The sequence below is a fragment of the Candidatus Edwardsbacteria bacterium genome (assembly GCA_018821925.1).
Lineage (GTDB): Bacteria > Edwardsbacteria > AC1 > AC1 > EtOH8 > UBA2226.
The window spans coordinates 19,619-42,193 of record JAHJLF010000072.1 but is presented as its reverse complement, the minus strand read 5'-3'; the positions used below and the strand labels follow the sequence as shown (position 1 = coordinate 42,193).

The window sequence follows — 22,575 nt, the reverse complement described above, 5'->3', positions numbered from 1 at the left end:
AAATTTTTATCCTTCGACAAATATCAGCCCTGGTTTTAATCTTCCGGCGGTATTTTCCTCGTCCTGGGTCAGGGAGTCAGGCGCCAGTTCTATATTCCAAGACTTCATAAACCCCTGCTCCATGCCGGCCGCCACCTCATCGAAAGCCGGCTCCCGCCCCAGGATCTCCCTTAGGGTTCCCGCCCGGTTCTCCATAGGATCCCGGCTGAAAAATTTATGCTCCTGCCCGCAGGTCATCAGCAGCGAGCCTTGCTGGAGGATGACGCCGTTCATCCGGCGCTGGGCGCTGCCGATGAGTTTTTTGCCTCCGGCGGTTATCTCGTAACGCCCGGCGGCGGCAAAGCACAGGGCCGAAGCCGTGGCCGGAATATCGGGGGCCGAAGATCTTACCATCTCGGCAGCCACCCCCAATATTTTCAGGCCCGCCAAAAGGCCCTGGGCGATCCGGCCGTAGGTCTCCATGATGGTCCCGCCGATCACCGGATCGTTCTCCCGGGCGATGACGCTGTAGGTGAATTCGTCCTGATGGATCACCGCCCGGCCCCCGGTGGGCCGGCGGACTATGTCAAAGCCGGCCTTGCGGCAGGCTTCGATATCCAGGTCTTTTATTTTTTGATTGTACCCCAGGGATACCGCCGGCGGGTTCCACCCGAAGAACCGGATCACGGGCAGCGAGGCGCCGGATCCCACCGACTCCACCAGGGCCTGATCCAGCGCCATGTTATAGGCCCCGTCGCCCAGGCCGGTATTGAGAAACCGCCAGCTTGTTTTTTCCGTGCTCATGTTTTTATTTCATTCCCGCTTCCATTCCGGCCCGGGCCTTATGATAAGAATCGATGGTAAGGCTGTCGGTTATTCCGGCATCAATGGCTTGTTTCAGATTTTTAACGGCTGACGGATACTGCCCCAGGTTGAGCTGGACCTCGCCCCAGTAGGCATAAATCCAGTCTCCGCTAAAGCCGTTAGCGGCCGCCCGCAAAAAAGCGGTATCGGCCCTGGCCCATTCCTGCTGAATCGAACAGGCAATACCCAGGTTGTACCAGGCATCGGGGCTGGAATCATTCAGCCGCACCGAGCGCTCCAGAGCCTCCCGGGCCAGAGGATACTGCCCCAGCCTCAGCATAACGCTTCCGTAATCGTTCCAGTAGAAGTAAACGTTGGGATTCAGGACCAGGGCCCTTTTAAAATATTCGGCCCCCTCGGTCGGCCGGCTGTTCTGAACCAGGATGGTCCCGTAGTTGTACAGCATCCGGGGATTGTGGGGGGCGTTCTCCACCGCCTGCTTATAGGCCCATTCGGCTTTGTCCTTTAACTTGGCCTGACGGTAATATATCGCCAGATTTTCGTAGCCGTAGGCCGATGATTTTTCATCCTGCCCCAATATTTTCAGATATCGTTCAATCGACAGATCCAGACTGGCATTCAGCAACACCCAGGGTAGGAGAAGCCATAAAGACAGAAACCCGCCAACCATCAAAATCTTTTTATTATTTTCCTTTTGCTTCATCAGATGCAGCCCCAACACCGCCGCCGGAATGCCCACCCAGGCAAACAGGTCCCAATCCCGGGCGGCCCCCAGCTTGGGGTCAGTGATGACGATGAAGGCCAGCCCGCTGATGGCCAGTAGTGACAAAAAGATAATTGTCCGATCCAGCTTGACCCTGGCCCGTTCAATCAGCAACGCCGAGAATAAAAAGATGATTCCGGGGATGGTCAGCAGGTATTGATTCAAGATGTCCATCCAGTGCCCGGGGGAAAGGATGCCATAGCCCCGCATTCCGTCCCACAGCGGCAGTAGTGGATTTTTGGGGATCTCGCCCAGCGAGGCCTCCCAGTGAATATCTGGCGAGAGCCACCTGCCGGCCAGCACCACCGCCAGCGGCAGGGCCGCCGACAGAGGAACAACCCACCACAATCTCTGCCGGACCTCCGGCCACTTGGCCGCCAGCAGATAGACCAAGGCCGGCAGCAGGAAGATCCCCTTGGCATGCAGGGCCACGATCAGCCCGAATAAAAGCACCAGGGGCAGGGCCCCTCCTTCGTCCTCCAGGGACCGGGCGCCCAGCCAGGCGAAGGCCAGGACCGCCAGCATAAAAGGAGCGTAGCTCTCCACGTAGCCGAAGAATATTTGGTTGAAGCCCAAACCCAGCAGCAGGGCAGTGGCAAGCCAATAGCTGTTCTCAAACCACCGGGTGGATATCCTGTGATAGAGCCAAACCATCGCCAGGCCGGACAGAATGCTGATCACAACATAGGCCCGGGTCGCGGCCGGGGCATCGCTGACATTCCCGGACAGGATATTGAACAGCAGGCCGTGGACCATGGTGGTCAGCGGTTCGGTCAGGGAGAATATCCGGCCGCCGGTGATCTCCCGGACCCGCAGGAAGCCGTCGCCCAGCAGGGGGATGGCCTGGCGCAGTAGCCAGAAAAGCCCGCCCATGACAGCTACCAGCAGAACCAGGTTCCAGAGTTTCCGGTTTTCAAATCTGTCATTTATTATGAGAAGTCCCGGGACCCAAAAGCCAAGCGATAAAAGCGCCGACATCCCCGCCAGGACCCAGCCCAGCCGGAACCACAGCGGGTAATACTGCAGGTAATCAAACCCCCAGGTAAAGCGCCCGTTAAAAAAAGAAGCCCCGAACCATATGAGTAAAAATAATACTCCAATGATTATCGGCTTCCATTTATTGGTGTATGATTTATTGTCCAATTTTAGCATCCGGCAAGAGTAAAATATTTTTATTTCAGGATATGCAGCCAGTTTCCCAGCAGAAATTGCATCTGCCCTATCAGCAGGGATATCCTGGCCATCACGGTGTAGCCGAAGGCCGCCCCGAAGGCGATCATCAGGTACCACACCCCCACCTGGGCGGTTCCGCCCACGAATCCCTTGTGCTGGGCCGAGAAGAAGAAGTAAACCAGGGTGGTCAGCACCCCGCCCACAAACAGAATGTTGTTGACCGAATTCAACGGGATGGCGGTGGCCTGCACCTGGGCCAGGACATCGGCCGACAGAAAGGCCATCACGGTAAGGCCGGCCCCGATGCCCACCACGAAGGACAGGGGAAATCTTATCAGCCAGTTGAGTTTGCGGGAGAAGGCAAAGAATATCAGCAGCCCCAGCAGCCCGGGGATGATCAGGTAGAACTTGTGGGCGAAGTCGCGGTACAGGGGCGTCAGCAGGTTGGGCAGCACCACATTGTGGTATTCGGCCGCCACGAAATAACCGGCCGAGATCCCCACGTAGACATGCTCGGCGAATTTATAAAGCGGGTTGTCCTTGTATAAAAAGCTGTAGATGCACAGCACCAGCAGCGCCGCCAGCCAGGTTCCGAATACTGCCATGTTATTTCTCCTCCTTCTTGCGGGTGGCAAAATAGGCGATGTTGCCGATGATGATGAAGGCGATGATCAGGAAATGTCCCAGGCTCTGGGCCGACATCCCGGTGGTGGCCTTGGCCGAACGACCGATCAGCATCTCGTATTCGGCCGCCCCCCGCATGCCTCCCATCAGGCCCTGCAGCTGGTTGGACTGCAGGTAGGCCGAGAACTCCGGGGCCGACACCGCGGTGCAGCCGCCGGTGACCGGGACCCGGAAGCGCTGCCAGGCGAACTGGATCCACATCAGCAGGCCGGGGTCGCCGGCCGAGAAAGACACGATGGCGGCCACGTTTTTAAGCGACCTCACTTTTTTCATCAGCGGCAGGGTGTCGGTCCGGTTGCGGTAATAATCCTGGGGAAAGGCGTCGTAGATGTTCTGGGCCATGGAGACCACCACCACATATTGGCCGGATTTGTAGCCCAGATTGACGTAGTCGGTGCCGTAGACCTTGTCGGGAAAATCCTTCCGGATGACCTCGGCGATCTGTTTTTCGATAAGCGGAATGCCGGTGACCCAGTGCCCCATCATCACCACCTTCAGGTCCTTGCGCATGGCATGACGCAGCATGGCATCGGACAGGGGATACAGTTCGGGCATCGAGCCGGGGTCGTAATCCCAGGAGAAAAGCACCGGAGTCCCGGCCGGCAGGCTGTCGATCAGGTTGTAGGCCCGGCGCACGTCCTGGGAGACGGTCACCGGCATCTTCAGGTCCACCAGCAGGGCCGCGGCCACCACCAGGCCCATGGCCAGGAATATCCAGCGGCGGTCCAGCTGGGTGAGCTTGGCCATCGTTTCCTTGAATCTCATCTTAATTTCCTCCCCCGGTGGTCAGGTATGACCGTTCGATGCCCAACAGCATCCGCAGGGCCATGGACACCGCGCCCAGGGCCGCCCCGATTTTGATGCCCCGCTGGCCGGCGGCGTTGGGGATGTCCATTATCCACTGGGTCAGCACTTCCAGGGCATTGGGAAATTTGGCCCCCAGCCAGGGAAGGTGCTGCCAGATCACGTTGCCCAGCGGCACCCGTCCGATCATGATGATGGTGGCGGCCACCAGCAGCAGGGTGGCCTCTTTGTTACGGGCCCGAAAAGCCGGTAGGCGGCCGAGGCGATGAAGAAGGCCAGCAACGAGAACATGGCGGCCGATAAGGGCGCCATTACGTTATCGTAGAGCCAGTAGTAGACCGTGCCCTCATTGATGCCCCAGAACAGCCCGATCACCATCATGGCCCCCAGGCAGATCAGCAGCACCACGCTGTAATACCAGCCGCTTTTTTGGCGGTGGATCTTCACGGCGTGCACCTGGATCAGGTTGCCGATGCCCAGCACCAGAGTGAAGGCCACGATGATGATCTCCCAGGACTGCATCTCCTGGGCCGACACCGCGATGGCCTTGTGCGGCACAAAGAAAGCCAGTATCATGTAGAAGCCGGCCAGGAAGGTAATTATCAAAGGCAGTGTTTTTTTCATTTTTGTGATCTCCTTACTGCGATGACAGCCATTGGCTGACGAAAAAGTGAAGCCGGGGATATTTCAGGGCCAGGGTCTCCATGATTACCCCTATGATAATCAGTCCGATGGCGATGGCCTTGCCCCAGTCCTGGGCCTTGATGGTGCCCATCAGCACCGGCTCCTTTGACAGGTAGGCCGAGGCGGCGTAGATCTCCTCGCCGATAAGAGTGTAATCGCAGGCCGCCACGAAGAACGGCAGCTGGGTGATCATGGCGGTGCCGGCGATCTGGATGGCCCCGGTGGCATAGCCGGTCTCGGCCAGGATCAGGGATTCGGCGTAAAAAGTGCCGATCATGAAATTGGCCGCCGGTTTCTCACGAATCATGATGCCGTCAACTCCGGCGGTATAGGCGAACTGCTCGTTGGTCAAATAGCGGATATTCTCGGCCCGGTAGGCGTCGGGGCGTCCGGCGTTCATGTAGCTGGCCTTGACGATCTCCTGAGCCAGGGTCATCACCAAGGGATCGGAACAGGGCACCAGCAGTGGGGTCTCATACTCGGCGGCCTTCTCGGCCACCTGGCCCAGTATCACCAGACTGGCCAGGGTCTGGATGTCGGACACCGCCGACAGCCCTCCCGATGGCAGATACAGGATGGGGCGCCCCATCTCGGTGGCCCGGCCGATGGCCTCGTCCACCGCCGACAGCCCGGTTATCTTCCTGACGAACAGCGAGTCTCCCTTTCTGGCCCGCCAGATGAAGAACAGCACCAATCCGGTAAAGAGGGCCAAAGCTATCAGCAGGCTGACCCGCTGGGAGTTGAACCATGAAGCCCGAGGAACCGCCGGATCGCTGACCCGGGAAGGAAACACCCCGGCATCGGTGACCGCATCTATCCGGTAAAAATATTTTTTCCCGTTAGCCAGTCCCTGGTCCGAATACTCGCTGATCCCGGGAGCCATTTCGATGATCTGGGAGAACGGACCTTCCGGGATCTCGGCCCTCAGTAATCGCAGCACCAATATCTCCGGACCCTGGTCGGCCGGCAGGGTCCAGCTTACCTTGAGTTCACCCCCGGCATCATTGGGAACATCCTCCGCTTTTATATTTTCCACATAAAAATTTTGGGGAGGCGGATCATAAGCGGAAACAGCTTCTGAGAAGGATGGCCCGGCGGACAGCACCAATAATGTCAATATCGTGATTTTTAATTGCATATCGGCCCCTCGTCTGATGATGGTTGAAAAATCATGCCCGGTTCGATGTAAATCTCCCCGGACATGATTTCATTATTGTAATTTTATCTGATCAAGCCGGATCAGTCTTCGATCAGCTCCACATTGGCCCGGGGGACCACCGCCTTGGCGCCGTCCTCGAAAGTTACCTCCAGCACCCGGGCGTGGCTTTCGGATTCCAATTGCTGCAGCTCGTGGGGCAGGGCCGACACCTTGCCGATCTTGCCGAAGTAGGGCTGGCGGATCACCCGGATGGCGCTACCGATCTCCATACCGCCGGCCTCCTTGACGGCCTCGCTGCCGACATCCTGGCTGCTTAGCGGAATGATCACTTCGGGACGCATCACGCCGGCCCGGATCTGGGTGGCCCCGTTGACCGAGGCCTTTAGCCCCTCTTTGGACTTCAGAAGTTTGAAGGTCTTGCCAGCCATGCTCATCTGGCCGAAGCCCTCGGTGACCACCAGGGTCAGCCCCACATCCTCATGTCCGGTGATGGCCACCCCGATGTCGTATCCCATCAGTTTCTTCAGATCGGCGTCGTCAATGCCGCCCACCACCACCGCTTTGACTCTTACCTCGGCCGCCTTCTTCAGGGCGTCGTATTTGATCAGCGAGCCGCCCACCACCACCTTGCCCTGGCAATCGGGGGTCAGCATCTCGATGGTCAGCTCCTGGGAGGGATCAGCCGCCACCACCTTGATCTCGCCGTTGGTCTCCCCGCCCACTCCGAAGATGCCCTGGATGAAACTGCCGAAAGCCTCCACGGTGGCCCCCTCGGCCTCGCTGACCTCGGTCACCTGCCCGTCAATGTAGGCCTTGATCTGGACCGGCATGGGGGGCTCCCGCAGGATCACCTGCCCGGTGATGCTGGAGACGGACTCCAGGGTCCCGGCCACCGGGGCTTTGCAGCTGCTCTTGAACAGCCCGAAGAATCCCTTGCTCTCGGCGATGGTCTCATCCTTGGCCACCGGGTCGCCGATCTTTTTGAGCATGTGGGAGGGCACGTCCTCGGCCAGCAGACCCAAAAGGCCGGAGACGTTGACCGGCTGGACGTTGCCCGGCAGTTCGGTCCTGGCTACTATCTGGTCGGAGCCTACCTTGTCGCCCTTCTTGACGATCACCTGGCCTTTCAGGGGAAGGCGGCGGTCTTTTTTGATCAGGGTCTTCTCGGTTACCTTCAGTCCCGGAGTATATGCATGTGCCATCGTATATTTCCTGTTTTGAATTTCTGGTTTCCTGTTTGCTAATTTAAATGACAAAAAGCTTTAAGCTTTGAACTTTAAACTTTTTACTTACTAGGGTAGACCCCCAGGGCCTGGTTCCATTCGGTTAGCTTGCGCACCCTCTCCTTCTTGTCCTCGGGGATGACCAGCGGCCGGCCCCGGCCGTCTATAATAAGCCCCACTGTCCCGCCCTCCAAAGCAACCTCCATCTCCTTGCCCTTGCCGGCTCCGATATCGAAGCCCTTGGCCGGAACCACCATGGCCTTGACGTTCTCTTCCAGCATTAGATGTTTCATCTGTCCCACTTTGATGTTCTCCTCCACCTTGGTGCCGTCGGCCTTAGCGAACTTGACGGTAAGGCATGGCTGGCCCTCCTTGCCGTGGCCGGTGGGGCAGATGCAGGAGCCCAGGCGCACCAGGCAATCTTTAAGAAAGACCTCGTTGGCGGCAGCGGCATGCACGGTTGATAAAATTCCCAGATGCGGGGCCATGAAGATGGAATCCACCGCCATGGTGGTAATGCCTTCGGGCTGGAAGGCGTCGATCATCATCAGGGCCGACTGCACCCGGCGCGGGGCATGCGACAGCACCCCGCCGGAGCCGATCAGGATCTTCAGGTCCATCATGTTGATCAGGGTCTCGCCCGAGCCGGTCTGTTCGAAGGCGTCGGAGATGGTCCGCTCCTGCTGGACGCCCTTGAGCCCCACCGCCATGCTCTTGTGCTGGACGAAGGCCAGCCTTAGGGCCTCGCGGGAGATGGCCTGCTCTATCTGCAGCTCCTCCTGGGTCTGGGGGATGGTGGTGGGCCGGATCATCTTGTTGCGGATCCGGTTCCGCACCTCGGCCTCGTCCATCTCGAACGGCACCCAGCGCATGATGTTGGCGATGCCGGCCTCGGCCAGCACGTTGGAGATGGAGTAGCTCATGCCCAGGTTGGCCGAGACGGTGCGGTTGAAGACGTCGCTGTCGGTCCCCTTGTCGAAGAACACCGAGAAGACATCGGTGGTGGCCCCGCCGATGTCGACCCCCACGGCGGCAATATGCTCGGCCTTGGCCAGGGATTGGATCATCAGCCCCACCGCGCCGGGGGTGGGCATAATGGGGACCTCATGGGCCATGGCCATTAGTTTTTTATATCCCGGGGCGTGGGCCATTACGTGCTCCATGAAGACGTCGTGAATGGCGTCGCGGGCCGGGGTCAGGTTCTCGCGCTCCAGCACCGGCCGCAGGTTGTCCTTGATCAGCAGGGCGGTCTTGGACTCCAGGGTCTTGGTGATGATCTCCCGGGCGTCCTTGTTTCCGGCATAGATCACCGGCAGGCGGTAGCTGGTGCCGAAGCGGGGCTTGGGGTCGGCCGCGGCGATCAGCTCGGCCATCTCGGCCACGTGGGTAATGGTCCCGCCGTCGATGCCGCCGGACAGAAGGATCATGTCCGGACGCAGGTGGCGGATCCGCTCGATCCGCTGGTGCGGCAGGCGGCCGTCGTTGGAGGCCAGCACGTCCATCACGATGGCCCCGGCTCCCAGGGCGGCCCGGGCGGCCGATTCGCCGGTCATGGATTTGACCACTCCGGCCACCATCATCTGCAGGCCGCCGCCGGCCGAGGAGGTGGACATATAGATATCCACGCCGGTCATGCCGTCGGCCGGGGTGATGATGTCGTCACCGTTGAGGATCTTGCGGCCCGATAGCTCCTCCAGCTCACGCACCGAGTTGAGAACCCCCTTGGTCACATCCTCAAAGGGCTTCTCCACTGTGGTGGGCGCTTCGCCCCGGGTGGTCTGGCGGTATTCGCCGTTTTTGTATTCGATCAGGATCGCCTTAGTGGTGGTGCTGCCGCAGTCGGTGACCAGGATCACTTTCAATTTGTTGGGATCAACTGCCATTATGAGTCTCCTAATGGGTTACATAGATTATGTTTTGTTTTTATTTTTACCGGCTAACCTGTCATTCCTGCAACGGCAGGAATCCAAGGACCTAATTGGACACGGATAAACACAGATTTTTTATTTAGCACGTTTCCCTCTCCGCATCGGAGAGGGTAGGCCTGCCCGCCTATATGGACTGCCTGCTAATGGCGGGGAGGGGTCGGTTTCGGGCGCAGGGCCTTTCGCTCCTACTTTATACCAAACTTATTTTTTATCGTCTCCCACCAGGTCTTCTTGCCCTCCGCTTTTCTCTGTTTCTTAGCTTCTACTCTCTCCGCCTTCTCCCGGGCCTGCCACTCGGCCTCCTGCCGTTCGATCTCCTGCAGCAGCAGCTCCACGTTATCCCGATCCTCCATCAGCACCGCGAATTCGTCGTATTCCTTGCGGTTAAAAAAGGCCTGAACGATGGGCTGCATGAAGATCAGCACCTGGCTGCCCACAAAGGACAATGGCTTTACCGACTCGATGAACATGATGGCCGGCACCGACAGTTTTCGTTTGACCACCTGGTTGGCTATCTTGGCCAGCAGTTCTTTGGCCCGTTCCGGGCTGACCTCGCCTAGATCGGAGATGGAGGAATTTGTCATGATGATTTTTATAACAAAATATTGATGCTTAAACTTCCCCTCTAATTAAGAGGGGTTAGGGGTGTGTTATTCCCCTCTAACAAGAGGGGTTAGGGGTGTGTCACCGTACTATCAACATTTTCCCGATTGCCGTCTGCCCCTGGGATTCAAGTTTGACCAGGTAAACCCCACTGGCCACTTTGCGGTTTCCGGCATCCCGGCCATTCCACTGTAAATTGTAAACTCCGGAACTTTTAAACTCGTTCACCAGCGTCCGCACTTCCTGCCCCAGCAAGTTATAAATCTTTAAGGATGCAACCCCACCTTGCGGCAACTGGTAACTTATTTTATTGCCAGCCACATTCAACTTTAAACTTTCAACTTTAAACTCTGTTGGTTCCCAATGCGAATCAGAAACCCCGGTGGTGCTGGTGTTGTAGAGAACAACTAATCCATGGTTGTAATCCGCTAACACAACATCCGGCTTACCATCACTGTTGATATCACCACACGACAGCCCTTGAGACTGGTAATGACTAGCATAGGGCACGTAAACGGTGTCGTATGGTGCAAGTGTGCCTGCTTCATTCTGCCAATAAACGCTTACCGCGTTCCATCCCCCGTTGGCCACGACAACATCATTTCGTCCATCCATGTCAAAATCGGCTATCCCCACCGGTTCTGCACAATCATAACAAGGATAGCATGTCGGTAAATTCTGCAAAGAATTGAGAGTATCCTGCGTCCATACCGCCACCCCAGAAGTAGGCATATTTCCCCCAAAGGATAACACGACATCATTGCGACCGTCGTTGTTCACGTCCCCGATGGCCGTGCCCCATGCCGTTGTATCACCCATCCCATAATTCATCGGTGAATCCAACTGACCGATTGAATCCTGAAGAAAAATCAAGAAATTGTTATTATTATAACGGCCCATCATGAATAAGACGTCGTCGCGGCCGTCATTGTTGACATCCCCGGCGTTAATACCATGCCACGATTCCGAATGTGCGGCATAGGTCCGGCTCGAGTCAAAAACACCACTCGCTTGTTGGTAGAATACCCGAATAAAATCATCATCGAAGTGACTGGCAGCAATATCCTTTAGCCCGTCACTGTTGAAATCACCGGTGGTAATGCCATTCACGCCGCTGCCAGAATAATAACATATTTTCGGTTGAAGCTGTGAGGTTGTATCTTGCAAAAAAACACCTATTGAATCATCGAACCCAACAACGACATCATTGCGACCGTCGTTATTTAAATCTCCAACATCTATTGATGTCACGAAACCAGCATCATAGATTTCTGGCTGATTCAATGTGCCTTCAACAGCTTGGATAAAAACGAACAACTTATAATCATTCAAAGTATCTGCGCCGTATGATGTCCCCAGCACCACATCATTACGGCCATCGTTATTTACATCACCTATCGCAACCACTTCGGGATACGACCCTGTCGGAATGGCTATATAGGGAGCGAACGAAATCTCGCCGGCGTTGGCCGACAATGACAGAAAGATGTAAAATAGTATCGTGATCAAGGAATAGATTTTTTTCATGGCCGCACCTCCGTTTGTTAACAGTTTGAAACCATTCCAAAAAATATTTACTCTCTACCATTGGGGGAGGGCAGAGCCTGCACTGAGAATGGCCCCCGTTAATCTTTCGAAGTGGAGGGTTCAACCACAGGTGCCGCCCCACGTCAGCTTCGGCTCCTTCACCGCCTTGACGTCGTCCAGCCGGCCGATGGGCGTATTGTTGGGGGCACTCTTCACTATCTCGGGAGTTTTCTCTATCTCTTCTGCTATCTTCTTCATAGTGTCGATGAAGGCATCCAGCGTCTCCTTGCTCTCGGTCTCGGTGGGCTCGATCATGATGGCCTCGGGCACGATCAGCGGGAAATATATGGTCGGGGCGTGATAGCCGTAATCCAGCAGCCGCTTGGCGATATCCAGGGTCTTGATGCCCTTCTCACGGAACTTGACTCCGGAGAAGACGCATTCGTGTTTGCAGTGGGCCTTGTAGGGCAGATCATAAATGCCTTCTAAAGACCGCATGATGTAATTGGCATTGATGATGGCATTTTCCGAGACGGCCCTGACCCCTTCGGGCCCCAGCATCCGCAGGTAAGTGTAGGCCTTGACCATTACCAGGAAGTTTCCGAAAAACGAGTGAACCTTCCCAATGCTTTCGGGACGATTGTAGTCAAGATAATACTCTGCACCCTTGAGTCCCTTCTCGCTCTCCTGGGGCTCCTGCCGGCCCTTGATGACCGGCGACGGCAGGAAGGGCTCCAGTATCTTTTTGACCGCCACCCCGCCCCCGCCAGGGCCGCCGCCGCCGTGGGGCGTGGCGAAGGTCTTGTGCAGGTTAAAGTGCATGGCGTCGATACCCATGTCGCCGGGCCGGACGATGCCCATCAGGGCGTTGAGGTTGGCGCCATCCATGAACACCAGCCCGCCTATGTCGTGCACCATCTTGGTGAGGGTGCAGATGTTCTTCTCAAACAGTCCCAGGGTGTTGGGGTTGGTCAGCATCAGGGCCGCCACCTCGCCGTCCAGGTGGGCTTTCAGATCCTCGGGATCCAACAGCCCCTGGGCGTTGGATTTTATCTGGACTGCCTGGTAGCCGCAGAGGGTGGCCGAGGCCGGGTTGGTGCCGTGGGCCGAATCGGGGATCAGTATCTTGCTGCGGGGATTTCCGTTCTTGGTGTGATAGGCCCGGATCATCATCAGGGCGGTCAGCTCGCCGTGGGCCCCGGCCACCGGCTGCAGAGTGATGGCGTCCAGCCCGGCGATCCGGCACAATTGATCGCCCAGTTCGTTCATCAGCTTCAACGCGCCCTGTATGTCTGTCTCATCCTGCAAGGGATGCAGTCCGGTGAAGCCGGGCAAGCGGGACATATCCTCGTTAATCTTGGGATTGTATTTCATGGTGCAGGAGCCCAGCGGGTAAAAACCCTTGTCCACATGGTGGTTCAGAGTGGACAGCCTGACGAAGTGGCGCATCACATCTATCTCCGAGACCTGGGGCAGGCCGGACAGATCGCTTCTGATATATTTCTCGGGGATCAGTTTGTTCAAGGGCTTAACGGGCACATCGCAGGCCGGCAAAGGGTGTCCTTTTCGCCCAGCCGCCGATAGTTCAAAAATACTCTTCTCGATCATGGGAGTCCTTTAAACAATGTGTTGTAGCATAACAGCATAGGATATCATTAAAGAGTGGATGATGTCAAGATAAAATTAAATTGGCCGAAAGGGTGGGTATATGCATTAAAAAACCACTTGTCTAACCAAAAGGGCGCCCTGTTTATCAGGGCGCCCTTAATATTTACTATAAATCTGGTGGCTTGGGGGGAACATAAACTTTTTGAGCATTTGGATCTACGGCAAGTATTGCATCTTTTGCCGTCTGTTGTTCATCATAGGTTCCAAATGTCCCGGCTATAGCAAACTCATCGATGGCTTTCTCCGAAGTATAGTACCAGATATTTTCCTCGTTCTTCCCTTTTGAATTTAAAAAAGCCTGTTCGGTCGTAGGATGAACAACATATTTATTCCCTGCAAAACGAATGCCTAAATATATCATTTTATTCACCTCCTTTCATTTGAATATTTATTTGATTCATAAGACGATTTGCTTCGTTTTTTATGCCTTCAATATTTATTTCCATTTTCAAGGCTTGTTCAAGTATATTATGGGCTTTGTCGAAATTTTGTAATTTTATATAACTATCACCAATATTAAGAAGAGAAACAGCCATCATATAATTAATCCCATATTTCTGTGATAACTCAAAACATTTTTCAAACATTTCGCATGCCTCATTATATTTACAATTACCGTAATAGAGCAAACCAATATCACAAAGCAAATATATAATTACGACATTATCACCAATCTTATTTGCCAGAATATAAACTTCATTTAAGGAATTAAACCCTTTCTCATATTCACCCATAGCACAATGGACTTTGCCTAAAACCTGGATAGATCTGCATAATTTCGTCTGGTTATTGGTTTTTCTATAGAATTGAAGAACCAACTGGAGTATTTGTAAAGCTTTGTCAAATAGCTGCAAACTCCGGTAACAATCTGCTATGCTCAATAAAACAGAGTGCTTGCCTTCTTCGTCATTAAGTGTTGCATAAATTTCTTCAGCGTTGCTATAATATTTTATTGCATCGTCATATTTCTCGTTAAAATGTTTTATTTCACCTAATTGCTGATAGCACAGGGCCATCCCTTTTTTGTCATCACACAATGTATAAATTTGAAAAGATTTATTATAATATATTTCAGATAATTTAAAATCACTTTTTTGCAGGTATGCATTTCCAATCTGTCTAAAAGCCTTTGCCTTTATATTTTCATTCTTTAATACTTCCCCGATATTCAAAATTCTATTAAAATCAAACAACGCCTTATCGTATTTGCCGATCAGCTTATGAACCTCGCCCCGCTTTTCGTAAACATCGGATACATGACAGTACTGGTTCTGGTAGAATTTTTCCCAAAATGTTTTTCTGGCAGTGTTCATCGTTGTTTTTTTCATTTACGTTGGTGGTTAAAGAAAGGCCTGGATTCCCGTTTTCACGGGAATGACCAGCCTTCGTCCATCGACGTGCACATCACAAAAGCAAACGGACTATGGCTGGCAAGCAATAAAAAGTATATTATAAATCTCAGTGCCTCTGAGTCTCTGTGGCTAAAGCTTCCCTAAAATCCATCATCCGTTCTCTATCATCCATTGCCTTATACCAAATACTGTCTACCGTATACTGAATACTCGTATGGATTGCTTCGCTTGCCCAGTATGGATGCCGCCTCGCAATGACTTGCTTCCTGCTATTTGCCGATGCTCCTCTTCCATTTTTGGTCAAACTGCTCGACTGACAGATTGAATGACCCCTTAAAAACCTTTTTAAAATCCCCGACCTGCCCCATCTTGTCCAAAAACAGCCGGACCATATCCCATCCGTTATCCTCGATCAGGAAACTGACCGCCGACAGGCTGGCCCGATAGGCATATTGGGCATCCTCCCGCTCCAGGGTCATGAACGAACCGGACAGTTGGGATAGCGGAAGGTAGACGTGATTGACGGCCCGTTGTCCCTCCTGATACTGGGCCAGACCCTCGTTGAACCACCCGGGAAATTTCCGGCCCCCGATCTCGAACAGCAGGGCGTGGACGAACTCGTGGGTCAACACCCTCTCCAGCACTTCCCGATCCTCCAGGTAATTGGCGACCGGCACCCTTATCTTCCCGTCGAAGGCCGCACCGGCCCAGGAGGCCAGGCTGGTGATGTCGGAGAACTGCTGGTTATTGTAGAGTGTTACGCTGATGTTCCTTTGAGCCTGCCAGCCGAACAGCGCCCCCTGCTTATCGCGAATGCCCTCCAGCATGAAAAGTATCCGGTCGGCCATCTCCCGGTTCTCCCCGCCCTCGAACTTGATGTCGAAATACCCGGTCTGGCTGGCCTCCAGACCATCCTCCTGGCGGCAGCGGTTGTCCAGGTCGTCCAACAGGCTGATTATCACCGAGTCCCTGGGGTTCAGATCATAGGCTCTGCCGATGCAGGAAAGACAGGAATCGTTCATGCTGAGACTATACCAGGCTTCCGCCCTGACATATAGCAGGGCCGGCTCTTGCGGCAGCAGGCTCAGGCCCCGGCCCGAGAGTTCCAGCGCCTCCTGATATTTTCCCTGATGAATCTGACTGACGCCGAAATTGAAATAGACCGCCTTCAGATTCTCGCCTATCAGCGAATCTCCCGGAGCCAGCTTCTGGGCTTTTTCCAGGAGCTTGAGAGCCCCGGAATATTCCTCCTGCCGGGAAAGCGCCACCCCCTGATTGGATAGCTCTATGGCCTCCTCAAGTCTGGCCCTCCGGCTCTGGAGCATTTTAAGATGCCCGTTGCCCTTGATGATGAAGACCAGCTCGGCGGCGATCAGGGCCAGAATGACGATCAGAACTATATTTTTTAATTTTATTTCCATAATATCTTCACTGTTGGGTTCCCAGATAGGCCTCTATCACCTGGAGGTCGTTTCTTACCTTGTCCGGCGGGCCGGTAGCCCCCGGTCAGGCAGTTGAACAACGTCGTTTTGCCGGCCCCGTTGAGTCCGATCAAGCCGAGTATCTGACCTCGGCCTATCTCGAATGAGATATCCTGTAGGGCCATCAGGCCGCCGAAACTTTTAGAAATATTTTGAGCCGTTAAAAGCATCTATAACCCTGTCATTCTTTGATAAAGATCATTTTACGCTCAGCCAGTCCCAAAATTTTCCGCTGCCCCGTTTTAAGACCGCCCAATCGATAGCTTCCGATACCTATCCGCACCAACCGCAGGGTGGGATATCCCACGGCGGCCGTCATCCGGCGCACCTGGCGGTTCTTGCCCTCGGTCAAAGAGATCTCCAGCCAGCAGGTGGGAATGTTTTTCCGGATTCTGATGGGCGGATCCCTCTCCTCTATTTCGGGCTGAGGGTCGAGGATCCTGACCTGGCAGGGAAGCGTCCCGTGCCCCTTTATGGTTACCCCTCTTCGCAGTTTTAAAAGATCCTTCTCCTGGGGGATATTCTCCACCTGGACCCAGTAGGTGCGGGAGTGGCCCTGCATGGGATTCAATAGTTTGGCGTTCAGCTCGGCCTCGTCGGACAGCAGCAGCAGACCCTCGGAGTCGGCGTCCAGCCGGCCCAGAGGATAGACGTTTTTGGGAAAGCCGAACTTTGCCAGGGTCACATGGCGGGGATCGTCCGAGGTGAACTGCGACAACACCCCGTATGGTTTATTGAAAGCGATCAGCATAATTTTAACCCCTTCTCATTTAGGAAAGCGGACATCCCGCCGGCAGCAGCATTCATGATGCACCTGGCTTTATCATTTGAACCTTACCACTCCGAAGTTCTTGGTCTGGTACGACCAGTCGTACATCCACAGGGCCGACTGATTGTTGCGCTGCTGTTTGCGGCGGATGTTCATTCTTAATTCGGTGTTCTTGTCCAGGGCCGTCAGGCCGATATCCTTCAAAGGCACCTTCATCTCCAGCACCCATTCCGATTCCCCGGCCAGAGCCTTGGCCTGGAAGCCGCCGTTCCATTTCTGATCCAGGTCGTCGCGGGTGTTGTCTATCAGCTGGTCCCAGACGGTGGATACCGGATTGACGTACATCTGGTAGACCGTATCCTTATTGGCGGCGAACAGGAACCCGATGCAGTCGTCGTTGTACACCTGATCGTCCCGGACGGTCTTGGCGGTTTTCAGCTGGGCCATGACGGTGTCGCGGCAGACGGCGGCGATATAAAGGTTCTCGCCATCGTGCATAAAGTAGACCTGGGTGGGATCGGCCGTGGCCGGGTTGCCGTCCCAGCCGCAGAAATCGGCCACCTTGCCGGCCCCCAGCCATTCATTCTTTTCGAACTGGCCGTCGATGGCCGGAGATTTTTTTACCCTGGGGCACTCCAATATTCTAGCCACGCTGGGGGTCATCTCCAGGTTATAAACCTTATCGCGCCCGAAAGGATAGGACATTTTCATCACCGGCAGGGGATACAGAATTCCGGAGCCTTTGAACCTGAAAACGGACTTGAAGCTGTCGCCGGGGGCTATCTCCACCGGGATTTTATCCTGGCCGGATTTCCAGTTCTTGGCAGTCTCCCATAATATCTCGGTTTTCAGAGGCTGGTCGGTAAGGTTCATGATTCTGACCTTGGCATCCAGGGAGGAGAATTTCTTGCCTTCTATCAGTTCCGATCCATTTATAAACACCGCCTTGCCGGGTATCTGATGGGCAAAGATCTCCTCCTTCAGACTGACGTAATCAAGGTCATAATTATTCCCGGCCTTTACCAATGCCGGACTGAATTTTCCATCCTTGATGGTGACCCACAGGTACTGGTAAAAGCCGGCCAGGCTGACATTCTCGGTGGGCCCGATATCCGCCCCGGAGCTGCCCATCACCACATAGCGAACGCCGTCGTAAACCTCCGAGGCATAATTATGCCAGTGTCCGGTGAACACCGCCGTCACTTTGTATTTTTTGAACAAGTCATGCAGCTTATCCGGTTTTCCGGCCCCCACCCCGGCCGTCCAGAACGGCTTGTGCATGAAAACGTAGATGCCGGATTTTTTCCTGATGCTTTTCAGGTCCTTCTCCAGCCACCTGATCTGGGCGGGCTCCATTTTATCAAGGGTCTCCACCAGGGAGTTGTCCAGGACTATGAAATGGCTGTTCTGGTGATCAAAGGAATAATAGGGGTTCCGCCCGGTCTTTTTGATGAAGATGCTGCGCACCTCCGGCGTGGTGATGTCGTGGTTGCCCGGGGTCAGGTACACCGGGCAGGAGAGCACTTTTAGCATTGGCAGGGTCTGGTCCCAGTCCTTGACCGTCCCGGCCGAGTCCTTGTAGCCCTCGATGAAATCGCCCACCGTCACCACCAGGTCCGGCTTCATCCGCTCGATATCCTTCAGCACCATTTCGAAAGCCTTTTGGTTGGCTCCGCCGGTGCGGTCGGCCAGCACCACCAAGCGGAAATTATCCTGGGGCCCGGCCGGCCTGGCCGCCCAGCCGGCCTGGATCATGGCCGCTGCCAGAAGCACCAGGACCATAACGATTTTTTTCATATTATCTCCAATAGTTTTAATTATTGATCTATTTACTATGGTAACAGGTATTCAGTGCCAGCAGGTCAGTTCACTCCTCCAGCTCCAGCCTCCTTCTTTTGCTGGGCAGCAGGCCCTGTGGGCGGAAGATCTTGGGGCCACCATGGCACTCAACTAAAAGGCCAGATGAATATTTTAAGTTTGTTTTTCACTTAACTAAGTTGATCTATAAAGATATTTCCTCGATAAACTTAGATGTTTTTGCATTATATTTCTTTCTTTTGTAATTGAAACGAAATTCTTTAAAATCAACTTTATGCGCGTCTTTTGCTTCCCATTCCACAGTTGAAATTAGATCTAATTCCTTTTTTGCCCGTGTAATACCCACAAACAATAATCTTCGTTGTGCTTCTATCGTATCAACGCCTTTCGTTTCATTTGGCAGAATTCCTGTTATCAACCCATTTATAATAACATAATCTGCTTCTAGCCCTTTTGATTTATGAATAGACATAATATTTACTTTATTATCGATAAATTCTATGGGGTTACGCATTCTTTTAGTAATGGTTTTTACAGAATTTGGCAGGTCATTTAAATTAAGATATTCACGAAATCGTTCAAAAACCGGTAACTCTTTTGCCAAAGTATCAAAATTTGGTGGTGCAGTTATATGTCTAGCTATATTGCTGGGCAATTCGTTAAACTTTCTTGTCTCAGATAATATGGCGGTCACGTCGAAATCCTTTTCTATTTTATCTTTAAAATAAGTAAGATTTTTCTTTTTTTGTAAAGCTTTGTAATGTTTTAGCAGCAATAATAAAAATAATGTTTTCTTATCTCCATAAAATAGGTTAAGCCACCAAATATATACTAATTTTTCTTCATCAAGGTCATTATGCCAAAAATCAACGAACTCAATGCCTTTATCTATCAATTTATTTTTAAGTGCATCAACTGAAAAACCAACAGCACTTAATAATAAAATACTTGCATTCAGATCACTACGACATATTGTTTTTATTTTATCCAAAATATAATCGTCCGATTCTTCTTGCGTTATATGTTGTACGATATTTACAAGTCCGCCCTTGCTTGTTTTTAACCATTTTTTGGGGATTCTGTTTTTGTTTATTTTTATTAAGCGTACAGCATAATCAACAACGTTATCTGGACAGCGATAACATAAATTCTCGTGCTGGATTTTTTCTACATTTTCATTTTTGTACAAAGAAATAATTCCATCCGGGTCAGCATCTTTAAACCCGTATATGGATTGGTCATCGTCACCCAATATAATAGTTTCGGAAGCAATCTTTGATAATTGAAGCACAAAATTTTGTTCGACGGGGTTAAAATCCTGGAATTCGTCTACAACCAAAAGATCAAGTTTGCCTAATTTATCTACAAAATATGCCGAGTTGCTTTTTATAAAAGCCAAACACGCGAGTATCATTTTATTAAAAGTTATACAATGAAGAATTTCACAAATAGTATCAAAGTCTATTTTCAGTTTTCCAGCTATCCATTTTAATATGTTTTGTTCTTCTTTTATTAGAATATGCAACTCAGGTAGATGATTATACTTTAAGGCAAAACTGTGAAGTGTCATACACGTAACATTTTCACACTTTGAGAATTTGGTATTTAAATCTTTTACCGTAGCATTGGTAAAAGAGAGTACTACAATATTTTTACAACCATCATATTGTTCAGTTATAATGCTTTTTATTTTTGTTGTTTTTCCAGTGCCTGGTCCAGCCAATAGTATTTTCATATTTTTTACCAAATGCAATTAAATTACTATAGTGCCACCGAATCGTTTAACACACTGATGCCCGACTTTCGTTTTCAGATCCTATCCGTCTTGTTCCCCGGTATCCCCTGCGGCCTCAGCAGCAGCACCCGACCGCCGCCCGGGAATTGAGCCCCCACTGGCTTAAAAGCCCAGGACTATCAGGGCATAGATGGAGCCCACCGTCAGGCCGTTTATCAGTTGCTGTAGAAACATCAACCAACGACAGAATAGTAAATTATCATTTTTTCATATTACTACAAATTGCGTATTTCTGCAATACAAAAATCATCATCTCCCTCTCCTAATGCCTTAGGAGAGGGATGGGGTGAGGTCAAACCAAGATGCCGACGCGCTCATATGCGTACACTTCAACCTGCGGGGCACGGAATAATCTCAGTGTGACATTATTTTCAGCGAAACTAAAAAGGGCTGCCGGATGCCGGCAGCCCTTTGGGGTTTATTATTTTGACAGTCTCTTCAGTTCGCTCAGCCAGGTCTTGACCACCTCGAAGCTGCCCTGCCAGAATTCCGGCGAGGACATATCCATGCCCACCTCCTTGATGATCTGGTCCGGACTCTGGGATCCGCCGTAGGCCAGGATCTTCTCGATCTTGGGAACGAAGGGTTTGCCCTCGTCCTTGTAACGGGCGAACAGGGCCAGGGCTAAAAGTTCCCCGAAGTTGTAGGCGTAGCAGTAGAACGGGGTCTGGAAGATGTGCGGAATGTAGGCCCACTCGCTGCGGAATTCCTCGGCCACCTCCACCGCCGAGCCCAGCTGGGAGCGCAGCTGCTTGATATACAGGTCGCTCAGCTGGTCGGACTTGATTCCTTCGGTGATCCTTTTATGGGCCTGATTCTCGAACATCACGAAATATGCCTGGCGGATGACGGTGGCATAGGAGTCGCCCAGCTTCTCCAGCAGCATGGCCCGGCGCTCCTTGTCGGACCTGGCCTGGCCCAAAAGTTTTTCAAACACCATCAACTCGGAGATGGTGGAGGCCGTCTCGGCCAGCGGCAGGGTGGTGTGCGACGAGCTGAAGTAGTGCCCCTGGGCGTACAGATCGTGAACCCCGTGCCCCAGCTCGTGGGCCAGGGTGGACACCGAGGAATTATTGCCGGTGTAGTTCAGCAAAATATAAGGGGTTGTTCCCGGAGCGATATCGGCGCAGAAGGCCCCGGTGTCCTTGGCTGGCCGGGGATGGCTGTCGATATGATCGGCCTTGAAGATGGACTCGGCCTTGTCGGCAAAGCCCGGCGCGAAGTCGCGGAAGATCTCCAGCACCAGCTTTTTGGCCTCGGGCAGGGGCATTTTGGACTTGGGCGCCTCCAGCGGGGCATACGGATCGTAGCGACGGAGCTTCTTCATCTTCAGCAGTTTGGCCTTATAGCGGAAGAGATCCTGGTAGATCCCAACGTTCTTCTGGCATACCTCCAGCAGGGTATTGATGGCCTTATCCGGCACCCGGTTGTTGAAGTTGCGTACCGAAACGGGACTGGGAAAATTCCTCAGTTTGGCGTCGTTGTCCCAATCCTTGACTAACGCCCGGTAGATGACGAACAGCTTATCCTCGTTGTCATGGTAGGGTTTAAAGACGGCTTTATAGGCCGCCTCCCGCTCCGCCGCCTTGGCGCTGTAGTAGTAATTGCGCACCTGCCCCTGGACCTTGAATGTTTTTGCCTTCTGGCCTTTGGGCTGGAATTTATACTCGAAGCTGTCGGTGATCAGGTTGTACATATCCACCAGGGCCTGGGAACCGGTGACGCTCTTGCGGGTGATGAGCCTCTCCTCGCCCTGGCTTAAGGTGTGTTTGGCGGCCGCCCGGTTATAGTTGAATACGTATTCCAAATCCGGCAGTTCGGCGAATAGCCGGTTGGCGTTGAAGTCGTCCAGTTTCTCCATTCCCTCCACCGTCAGCCCTTTAAGCCAGTGCTCCAGGGGAAGAATAGCATCGGACAGTTTGATGCTCAAGTCCTGGGTGCGCGATTTGTACAATTTGGCGTCCTGCGACTTCAGGTCGGCGTTCTCCCACAGCTCGCCGTAAGAAGAGATCTTGGACAATCTGGTCTTCAAATCCTCGCGGAATTCTATGACCTGCTTGAATTCGGCCAGGGACATCTGCGGCTTGAGCAGCTTTAGCTGCTCCGCCATCCCGGTGATATCCTTTTCGATCCCGGAATACGTTTCGTTGAATTTTCCCTTGGCCACGATGTCGTTGAGGTTCCACTTTAATTCCTGCCCTGCCATAAAAAGTCCTTCCATATATTTGGTGATGATAGATTTAAACGCCGACAATTATTACTCGGAGCATATAATAGAAAACATAAGGCCATGAATGGCCTTGATTATCTTCAATGGGTCTCCTTAACCCAGCCTTTAAG

At 52.9% G+C, this 22,575-nt stretch carries 20 protein-coding genes; all 20 read right to left on the bottom strand.

What is annotated here, in order from left to right:
* Window positions 1-6 precede the first annotated feature (6 nt).
* The 20 genes from KJ869_08780 to KJ869_08685 all read right to left on the bottom strand — a co-directional run bounded on the left by KJ869_08780 (window position 7) and on the right by KJ869_08685 (window position 22,441).
* Window positions 7-783 carry a lipoate--protein ligase family protein gene (locus KJ869_08780; protein ID MBU1577286.1) on the bottom strand — a complete coding sequence of 259 codons (777 nt, stop codon included), beginning with the start codon at window positions 781-783 and terminating at the stop codon, window positions 7-9.
* A 4-nt stretch (window positions 784-787) separates the two neighbouring features.
* Window positions 788-2,710: a tetratricopeptide repeat protein gene (locus KJ869_08775; GenBank protein ID MBU1577285.1), complete on the bottom strand. Its 1,923-nt coding sequence runs from the start codon at window positions 2,708-2,710 to the stop codon at window positions 788-790.
* A 29-nt stretch (window positions 2,711-2,739) separates the two neighbouring features.
* On the bottom strand, window positions 2,740-3,345 hold the full coding sequence (locus tag KJ869_08770; protein ID MBU1577284.1) for a hypothetical protein: 606 nt from the start codon (window positions 3,343-3,345) through the stop codon (window positions 2,740-2,742).
* A 1-nt stretch (window position 3,346) separates the two neighbouring features.
* Window positions 3,347-4,189 carry a hypothetical protein gene (locus KJ869_08765; protein ID MBU1577283.1) on the bottom strand — a complete coding sequence of 281 codons (843 nt, stop codon included), beginning with the start codon at window positions 4,187-4,189 and terminating at the stop codon, window positions 3,347-3,349.
* 1 nt (window position 4,190) lies between these two features.
* On the bottom strand, window positions 4,191-4,436 hold the full coding sequence (locus KJ869_08760) for a hypothetical protein (GenBank protein ID MBU1577282.1): 246 nt from the start codon (window positions 4,434-4,436) through the stop codon (window positions 4,191-4,193).
* Window positions 4,415-4,852 (bottom strand): hypothetical protein, encoded by a 438-nt coding sequence (locus KJ869_08755; GenBank protein ID MBU1577281.1) that lies wholly within the window; start codon window positions 4,850-4,852, stop codon window positions 4,415-4,417. The genes KJ869_08760 and KJ869_08755 overlap by 22 nt, the downstream gene beginning before the upstream one ends.
* A gap of 13 nt (window positions 4,853-4,865) precedes the next feature.
* Window positions 4,866-6,050 carry a fibronectin type III domain-containing protein gene (locus tag KJ869_08750; protein ID MBU1577280.1) on the bottom strand — a complete coding sequence of 395 codons (1,185 nt, stop codon included), beginning with the start codon at window positions 6,048-6,050 and terminating at the stop codon, window positions 4,866-4,868.
* 101 nt (window positions 6,051-6,151) lie between these two features.
* The gene (locus KJ869_08745; protein MBU1577279.1) at window positions 6,152-7,273 is read right to left on the bottom strand and encodes a hypothetical protein; all 1,122 of its coding nucleotides are present in this window, start codon (window positions 7,271-7,273) and stop codon (window positions 6,152-6,154) included.
* 83 nt (window positions 7,274-7,356) lie between these two features.
* Window positions 7,357-9,177: a glutamate mutase L gene (locus KJ869_08740; GenBank protein MBU1577278.1), complete on the bottom strand. Its 1,821-nt coding sequence runs from the start codon at window positions 9,175-9,177 to the stop codon at window positions 7,357-7,359.
* Window positions 9,178-9,407: 230 nt separating this feature from the next.
* Entirely contained in the window at window positions 9,408-9,806 is a 399-nt protein-coding gene (locus KJ869_08735) for a hypothetical protein (protein MBU1577277.1), read from the bottom strand.
* A gap of 100 nt (window positions 9,807-9,906) precedes the next feature.
* Window positions 9,907-11,352, bottom strand: a complete 1,446-nt coding sequence (locus KJ869_08730; GenBank protein ID MBU1577276.1) for a VCBS repeat-containing protein — start codon at window positions 11,350-11,352, stop codon at window positions 9,907-9,909.
* Between the two features lie 120 nt (window positions 11,353-11,472).
* Window positions 11,473-12,960, bottom strand: a complete 1,488-nt coding sequence (gcvPB, locus tag KJ869_08725) for an aminomethyl-transferring glycine dehydrogenase subunit GcvPB (GenBank protein ID MBU1577275.1) — start codon at window positions 12,958-12,960, stop codon at window positions 11,473-11,475.
* Window positions 12,961-13,126: 166 nt separating this feature from the next.
* Entirely contained in the window at window positions 13,127-13,381 is a 255-nt protein-coding gene (locus tag KJ869_08720) for a hypothetical protein (protein MBU1577274.1), read from the bottom strand.
* Between the two features lies 1 nt (window position 13,382).
* Entirely contained in the window at window positions 13,383-14,348 is a 966-nt protein-coding gene (locus KJ869_08715; protein MBU1577273.1) for a tetratricopeptide repeat protein, read from the bottom strand.
* Between the two features lie 293 nt (window positions 14,349-14,641).
* Entirely contained in the window at window positions 14,642-15,793 is a 1,152-nt protein-coding gene (locus tag KJ869_08710) for a hypothetical protein (GenBank protein ID MBU1577272.1), read from the bottom strand.
* Complete coding sequence (locus KJ869_08705) at window positions 15,784-16,023, bottom strand: ATP-binding cassette domain-containing protein (GenBank protein MBU1577271.1); 240 nt, start codon at window positions 16,021-16,023, stop codon at window positions 15,784-15,786. The genes KJ869_08710 and KJ869_08705 overlap by 10 nt, the downstream gene beginning before the upstream one ends.
* Window positions 16,024-16,034: 11 nt before the next feature.
* Window positions 16,035-16,604 carry a pseudouridine synthase gene (locus KJ869_08700; GenBank protein ID MBU1577270.1) on the bottom strand — a complete coding sequence of 190 codons (570 nt, stop codon included), beginning with the start codon at window positions 16,602-16,604 and terminating at the stop codon, window positions 16,035-16,037.
* 72 nt (window positions 16,605-16,676) lie between these two features.
* A complete protein-coding gene (locus KJ869_08695; protein ID MBU1577269.1) occupies window positions 16,677-18,419 on the bottom strand; it encodes a metallophosphoesterase in 1,743 nt (580 codons plus the stop codon).
* Between the two features lie 205 nt (window positions 18,420-18,624).
* The gene (locus tag KJ869_08690) at window positions 18,625-20,175 is read right to left on the bottom strand and encodes an ATP-dependent helicase (protein MBU1577268.1); all 1,551 of its coding nucleotides are present in this window, start codon (window positions 20,173-20,175) and stop codon (window positions 18,625-18,627) included.
* Between the two features lie 481 nt (window positions 20,176-20,656).
* Window positions 20,657-22,441: a M3 family oligoendopeptidase gene (locus KJ869_08685; protein MBU1577267.1), complete on the bottom strand. Its 1,785-nt coding sequence runs from the start codon at window positions 22,439-22,441 to the stop codon at window positions 20,657-20,659.
* Window positions 22,442-22,575 lie beyond the last annotated feature (134 nt).